The organism is Micromonospora sp. D75, from assembly GCF_018070405.1.
GTDB classification, from domain to species: Bacteria; Actinomycetota; Actinomycetes; order Mycobacteriales; family Micromonosporaceae; genus Micromonospora; species Micromonospora chalcea.
This window is the reverse complement of record NZ_JAGPXV010000291.1, coordinates 1-7,270: the sequence shown is the minus strand read 5'-3', so window position 1 is coordinate 7,270 and position 7,270 is coordinate 1. Positions and strand designations below refer to the sequence as shown.

The 7,270-nt window shown below is 72.2% G+C and carries 5 protein-coding genes; all 5 read left to right on the top strand.

Annotation, left to right across the window (positions count from 1 at the left end; all coding sequences use genetic code 11):
* The coding region (locus KBX39_RS18060) for an ABC transporter ATP-binding protein (RefSeq protein ID WP_210871643.1) at positions 1-662 on the top strand (662 nt) is incomplete at its 5' end.
* On the top strand, positions 659-2,710 hold the full coding sequence (locus KBX39_RS18055) for a hydantoinase/oxoprolinase family protein (protein ID WP_043325203.1): 2,052 nt from the start codon (positions 659-661) through the stop codon (positions 2,708-2,710). The genes KBX39_RS18060 and KBX39_RS18055, both read left to right, overlap by 4 nt.
* Positions 2,707-4,395 carry a hydantoinase B/oxoprolinase family protein gene (locus KBX39_RS18050; RefSeq protein WP_043325202.1) on the top strand — a complete coding sequence of 563 codons (1,689 nt, stop codon included), beginning with the start codon at positions 2,707-2,709 and terminating at the stop codon, positions 4,393-4,395. The genes KBX39_RS18055 and KBX39_RS18050 overlap by 4 nt, the downstream gene beginning before the upstream one ends.
* Positions 4,388-6,058, top strand: a complete 1,671-nt coding sequence (locus tag KBX39_RS18045; protein ID WP_210871641.1) for a hydantoinase B/oxoprolinase family protein — start codon at positions 4,388-4,390, stop codon at positions 6,056-6,058. Before KBX39_RS18050 ends, KBX39_RS18045 begins: the two co-directional genes overlap by 8 nt.
* Positions 6,055-7,270: amidohydrolase family protein (locus KBX39_RS18040; RefSeq protein WP_210871639.1), on the top strand; the 1,216-nt coding region annotated here is incomplete at its 3' end. The genes KBX39_RS18045 and KBX39_RS18040, both read left to right, overlap by 4 nt.

Below are 7,270 nucleotides of genomic sequence, written 5' to 3'. Positions count from 1 at the left end.
CCATCGCCGAGCCGCTGCGCGCCGCGGGCCTGTCCCCGGCCCAGCGGGAGGAGCGCGTCACCGCCGTGCTGGACCGGATGGAGCTGGACCGGTCGATCCTCCAGCGCTACCCGCACGAGCTGTCCGGCGGCCAGGCCCAGCGCATCGGCATCGCCCGCGCGCTGGTCGGCGAGCCGGACCTGATCGTCTTCGACGAGCCCACCTCGGCCCTGGACGTCACCGTCCAGGCGCAGATCCTCGACGTGATCGCCGACGTGGCCGCCGACGCCGAACGCGCCTCGGTGTTCATCTCCCACGACCTGGCCACGGTGCGCGGTTTCGCCGACCGCGTCGTGGTGCTCTACCTCGGCCGGGTGGTCGAGGAGGGTCCGGTGGAGGTCGTCTTCGACACGCCCCGGCACCCGTACACCCGCGCGCTGCTGGGCAGCGCCCCCCGCCTCGGCGGGACGGCCGGGTCCGACGGCGAGGCCGTCGAGCTGGTCAAGGACCTGGAGGAAGCCGACGCCGCAACCGGGTGCCCGTTGGCCGCCCGGTGCCCGTTCGTCACCGACCGGTGCCGATCGGAGCAGCAGGAGCTTCAGTCGTACGGCGAGAGCCGGGCCGCCTGCTGGCGCGTTCCCGAGCTTCCCGCCCTCATCGGAAGGCAGGCTGTCACGCCATGACCCGTCGCCCCATCCGGCTCGCCGTCGACATCGGCGGGACCTTCGTGGACGCCATGGAACTCGACACGCGCACCAACCGGGTCCGCTTCCGCAAGGCGGCGACGACCCCGGCCCGGCCCGCGGACGGTGTCCTCAACGCGATCAGCGCGCTCGGCACCGACCTGTCCGAGGTGGAGCTGTTCATCCACGGCACCACGCTCGGCCTCAACGCGGTGCTGGAGCGTCGCGGTGGCCGTACCGGAATCATCACCAACGAGGGCTTCCGGGACATCTTCCTGATCGGGCGCGGCAACGTGCCGTCCGACCACATGTACGACTTCCAGTACCAGCGGCCGGAGAGCCTGGTGCAGCGCCGCTTCACCGCCGGGGTGCGGGGCCGGCTCGACTACCGCGGCCGGGTGGTGGAGCCGCTGGACCCGGACAGCGTCCGGGCGGCCGCGCGCACGCTCGTGGTGGACCAGCAGGTCACCTCGATCGCCATCTGCTTCCTGCACTCGTTCCTCGACCCGAGCCACGAGCGGGAGGCCGCGCGCCTCATCCACGAGGAGTTCCCCGAGGTCAGCCTGTCGCTGTCGACGGACATCGTGCGCGAGTACCGGGAGTACGAGCGGACCAGCACCACGGTGCTGGAGGCGTACATCCGGCCGATCTTCGAGCGGTACGTCGACGAGCTGGAGTCCGGCCTGGCCGAGCGCGGCTTCGCCGGGCGCTTCCTGATCATGCGGTCCGGCGGCGGCTCGATGACCAGCGCGGTCGCCAAGACCGCCCCCACCCACACCGTGCTGTCCGGACCGGCCGGCGGCATCGTCGGCGCCGCGTACGTCGCCTCCGAGCTGGGCCGGGACAACGTGCTCACGTTCGACATCGGCGGCACCTCGCTGGACGCCTGCGTGATCGAGCGCGGCAACCCGGTCGCCGCGTACGAGGCTCAGCTGGAGCACTTCCCGCTGCTCATCCCCACGTACGACATCCGCACCATCGGCGCCGGCGGCGGCTCGATCGCCTGGCTCGACCACGGCCTGCTCAAGGTCGGCCCGCAGAGCGCCGGCGCCGACCCCGGCCCGGTCTGCTACGGCCGGGGCGGCACCAAGCCGACGGTCACCGACGCCGCTGTGGTGCTCGGCTACATGGACCCGGAGCGCTTCCTCGCCGGCACCATGGGGCTGCGCGACGCCGAGGCGCGCGCCGCAATTCAGGAGCAACTCGCCGAGCCGCTCGGCCTCACCGTGGAGAACGCGGCCGCCGGCGTGTTCGACGTGCTGCTGGCCCGCACCGTCGGCGCGGTCCGCCAGATCACCGTCGAGCGGGGTCACGACCCCCGGCAGTTCGCGCTGCTCGCGTTCGGCGGCGCCGGGCCGCTGCTGGCCCCGCTGCTGGCCCGCGAGATGGGCATCGGCGAGGTCATCGTGCCGTTCGCGCCGTCCGGCTTCTCCGCCTGGGGCATGCTCTCCGCCGACATCGTCAACGACTTCAGCCGTACCGTGATGGCCACGCTCGACGACGCCGACCTGGCGGAGCTGGAGCAGCTGTTCAAGGCCGTCGAGGCCGAGGCGGTCGCGTCGCTGGTGGCGCAGGGCGTGCCGGCCGGCGAGGCGGTGCTGGAGCGGCAGTTCGAGCTGCGCTACCTGGGCCAGGAACACAGCCTGATGGTCACCGTCGGGCGCGAGCTGGACCGCGACGCGATCCGCGCCGCGTTCGACGAGACGCACCGCGCCCGGTACGGCCACACCATGGGCAACCCGCTGCAGATCCTCAACCTGCGGGTGCGCGGCATCGGGCGCACCGACCGTCCCGAGCTGCAGACCCTGCCGCGCGGCGACGGCGACCCGTCGCAGGCGCTGCTGACGCACCGCGACGCCTACGACTTCGGGCAGCACGCGGTGGTGCCGTTCGCGGTCTACGACCGGGCCCGCCTGGAGCCGGGCGACACCTTCGACGGACCGGCGTTGATCGACGAGGGCACCTCCACCACTGTGGTGCCCAGCGGCCAGCGGGTCACCGTCGACGACCACGGATACCTGCTCGTCACCCTGGAGGAAGCCGCATGACCACGCTGGACGGAGCCCAGGTCGAGGTCGTCCGCAGCTATCTGCTGTCCGCCGCGGAGGAGATGCGGGCCACCCTCATCCGTACCTCGTTCAACCCGGTCATCTACGAGGTGCACGACTTCGGCCTGTCGATGTACGACGCCGACCTGCGGCTGGTCGCCGAGGCCACCGGGTTGACGTTCTTCCTCGGCGCGAACGACTTCTCGCTGCGCAAGGGCGTGGAGTACGTGGGCCGGGAGAACCTGCACCGCGGCGACGTGGTGCTGCTCAACTACCCGTACTGGAACGCGGCGCACGCGTACGACGCGACGCTGTTCGCCCCGGTGTTCCGGCCGGACGAGGCGGACCCGGACGCGGACGGCGACCTGGTCGGCTTCCTCTGCGTCCGCGCGCACTGGATGGACCTGGGCGCCAAGGACCCGGGCTACGTGCTCGACTCGACCGACATGCACCAGGAGGGGCTGATCTTCCCGGGCACCAAGGTCGTGTCCCGGGGCGAGCCGGTGCGCGAGATCCACGAGCTGATCCGCTTCAACTCGCGGATGCCCGACGCGGTGCTCGGTGACCTGCACGCGCAGATCGCCGCGCTGCGCACCGGCGAGCGCCGGATGCTGGAGATCATCGAGAAGTTCGGCCGGGACACCGTGGACCAGGCGATCGACCGGATCATCGCCGACGGTGAGGCCCGCGCCCGCGCGGCGCTGGCTACGCTGCCGCAGGGCACCTGGACCGCCGAGGACTGGGTGGACGACGACGGCATCACCGACGACCCGGTGAAGATGCGCGTCACCGTCACCATCGACGACGGGCGCTTCATCGTCGACTTCGCCGGCTCGGCCCCGGCCACCCGCGGCCCGATCAACATGCCGTTCGGCGCGACCGAGGCGATCTGCAAGGTCGTGCTGAAGTCGCTGACGTCGCGGGACGAGCCGTCGAACGCCGGCACCGTGGCGCCGCTTGAGGTGCGGGCCGAGCCGGGCAGCCTGTTCCACGCCGTCTACCCGCAGCCCACGTTCACGCTCTGGACCGGCATCGTCGCGGTGGAGCTGATCCTCAAGGCGCTGGCCCAGGGCATGCCGGACCTGCTGCCCGCCTCCTCCGGCGGCGACGTGCCCGGCTTCATGATGGTCGGCCTGCACCCGGACACCGGGAAGATGTTCGCGGTCAGCAACAACGACCTGGTGGGCTGGGGCGGCACCGCGACGCACGACGGCATGGACGCCGCCACGCACGTCTCCGGCAGCACCGGCCGGGGCACCCCGATCGAGGTCATGGAGGCCAAGACCGGGATGTTCTTCGAGCGCTGGGAGATCCGCGCCGACTCCGGTGGCGCGGGCCGGTTCCGGGGCGGCTGCGGCCTGCGCCGCGACATCCGGTTCGTGACGCCCGGCGAGTTCCTCACCGTGATCAAGAAGACCAAGAGCGCGCCGTGGGCGCTGGCCGGCGGCGAGCAGCCCGAGCCGAACCAGGTGGTCGTCTTCCCGGGCACCGACCGCGAGCACCGGGTGAGCACCAAGCGCACCGTGGTGGCCGCGGGCGACCGGGTCACGCTGCTGACCGCCGGTGGCGGCGGGCACGGCGACCCGCGCAGCCGCGACCCGGAGGCGGTACGGCGGGACGTGGCCGAGGGCTACGTCTCCCGGGAGGCCGCCCGGGACGTCTACGGAGTGGACGTCGATGGGTGAGCCGACGGTCGACGGGGCAACCGTCGAGGTCGTCCGCAGCCATCTCGTCTCGGCCGCCGAGGAGATGCGGGCCGCGCTCGTGCGCACCGCGTTCAACCCGGTGATCTACGAGGTGTACGACTTCGGCATCTCCATCTACGACCGGCAGCTGCGGCTGGTCGCGGAGTCCACGGGGCTGTCCCGCTTCCTCGGCGCCAACGACTACTCGCTGCGCAAGGGCGTGGAGTACGTCGGCCGGGAGAACCTGCGCCGCGGCGACGTGGTGCTGCTGAACTACCCGTACTGGAACGCGGCGCACACGTACGACGCGACGATGTTCGCGCCGGTCGTCCTGCCGGACAGCGAGGAGCTGATCGGTTTCCTGTGCATCCGGGCGCACTGGATGGACCTGGGCGCCAAGGACCCCGGGTACGTGCTCGACTCCACGGACATGCACCAGGAGGGGATCATCTTCCCCGGCACGAAGGTGTACGACAGGGGCGAGCCGGTGCGCGAGATCCACGAGCTGATCCGCTTCAACTCGCGGATGCCGGAACTGGTCATCGGTGACCTCAACGCGCAGATCGCCGCGCTGCGTACCGGCGAGCGGCGGGTGACCGAGCTGTACCGCGACTACGGCCCCGCAGTGGTCGACGCGGTGATCGACCGGGTGATCGACGTCGCCGCGCAGCGCGCCGGGGAGGCGGTGGCCGCGCTGCCGCAGGGCAGCTGGACCGCCGAGGACTGGCTCGACGACGACGGCGTCAGCGACGAGCCGATCCTCATGCGGGTCACCGTCACCGTCGCCGACGGCGAGTTCACAGTGGACTTCGCCGGCTCGTCGCCGGCGGTGCCCGGGCCGGTGAACCTGCCGCTGGGCGCCACCATCGCCACCTGCCGGGTCGCGTTCAAGGGCGTCACCACGCCGCACGAGCAGGCGAACGCCGGGCACTTCGCGCCCCTTCGGGTACGCGCCGAGCCCGGCACGCTGTTCCACGCGCAGTACCCGGCCGCCACGTTCACCCAGTGGACCGGCACCGTCGCGCTGGAGCTGATCCTCAAGGCGCTGGCGCAGGGCATGCCGGACCGGCTGGCCGCCTCCTCCGGCGGCGACGTGCCCGGGTTCATGATGGTCGGCCGGCACCCGGACACCGGCGACATGTTCGCGGTCAGCAACAACGACCCGGTCGGCTGGGGCGGCACGCCCCGGCACGACGGGATCGGGCCGGCGAACCACCTGTGCCAGACCCAGGCGCGCAACACGCCCGTCGAGGTGCTGGAGTCGAAGACGGGAATGTTCTTCGAGCGGGTGGAGATCCGTACCGACTCCGGTGGCGCGGGCCGGTTCCGGGGCGGCTGCGGCCTGCGGCGGGACATCCGGTTCGTGACGCCCGGCGAGTTCCTGACGGTGATCAAGAAGACGAAGAGCGCGCCGTGGGCGCTGGCCGGCGGCGCACAGCCGGAGCCGAACCAGGTGATCGTCTTCCCGGGCACGGACCGGGAGCACCGGGTGAGCACACGGCGTACCGCGGTGGCGGTGGGGGATCGGGTGACGTTGCTGACCGCCGGTGGCGGCGGGCACGGCGACCCGGGGAGTCGGGATCCGGAGGCGGTGCGACGGGACGTGGCCGAGGGCTACGTCTCCGCGCGGGCCGCCCGAGACGTTTATGGAGTGATCGCGTGAGTGCCGCCTATTCGCCCGAGCAGCCGAGCACGCTGCTCGGCAACTGCACAGTGCTCGACGCCCGCGTGGTGGACGGCATGGCGCCGGTGACCGGTGCCGGGGTGTGGGTCCGGGGTGACCGGATCGCCGCCGTCGGGCCGTACGCCGAGGTGGCCGAGCAGGCGCGGGCCGCCGGCCGGCTGACCGAGGTGGACCTCGACGGTGCCTACGTGACGCCCGGCCTGGTCAACATGCACACCCACTTCTCGTTGTCGCTGCCCGGCTCCGCCGGCGAGGGCGTCAAGGGGATGGGCGCGTACGACCTCGCCCACTACATGGCCGACGGGGCGCGGCGCACGCTGCACTCCGGCGTGACCACCGTGCGCTGCGTCGCGGAGAAGGACCACGCGGACTTCGCGCTGCGGCGGGCGATCAACGCCGGGCGGGTCCCCGGTCCGCGCATCTACACCGCGGGCCGGGCGCTGGTGTGCACCGGCGGGCACGGGCACGAGAGCAACGACACGCTCGAGTGCGACGGCCCGGTGGGCTTCCGCCACGGCGTGCGCAGCCAGATCAAGGCCGGCGCGGACCTGATCAAGGTGATGATCTCGGGCGGCATCGCCGGTGAGCACGAGAGCATCCACACGCCCCAGTTGTTCGCCGACGAGATGACGGCGGTGATCGAGACGGCGCACGCGTGGGGCCGCAAGGTGACCGCGCACGCCGGGCCCGCCGACGTGATCGGCGCGGCGGTCGAGCTGGGACTGGACTGCGTGGAGCACGGCTACCAGCTCACCCCGCAGGTCGCGGCGCGGATGGCCGAGCGCGGCACGGCGCTCGTGCCGACGCTGCTGGTGACCCGCTGCAAGGAGTTCTTCGACGAGCTGGGCGTGCCGGAGTGGATGCAGTGCCGCTCGCTCGGCGCCGGCCCCCGGCACCTGGAGAGCTTCGACATGGCGATCGCCGCCGGGGTGGAGGTCCTGCTCGGCAGCGACATGCCCCCGTTCTGGGAGTTCGAGGGCACCACCGCCTCGATCCGGGAGCTGGAGTACATGTCCGAGCGGATCGGCGCCGCCCGGGCCATCCACGCCGGCACGCTCGGCCCGATCCGTTGGCTCGGCGCGGAGTCCGACCTCGGCACCGTCGAGGTCGGCAAGCTGGCCGACCTGATCGCGACGGACGCCGACCCGCTGGCCGACACCTCGGCCTTCCGGGACGTGCGGTGGGTGATGA

Coding starts and splice junctions, on each gene's coding strand:
- KBX39_RS18055 (WP_043325203.1), top strand. CDS start 659: ATGACCCGTCGCCCCATCCGGCTCGCCGTCGACATCGGCGGGACCTTC.
- KBX39_RS18050 (WP_043325202.1), top strand. CDS start 2,707: ATGACCACGCTGGACGGAGCCCAGGTCGAGGTCGTCCGCAGCTATCTG.
- KBX39_RS18045 (WP_210871641.1), top strand. CDS start 4,388: ATGGGTGAGCCGACGGTCGACGGGGCAACCGTCGAGGTCGTCCGCAGC.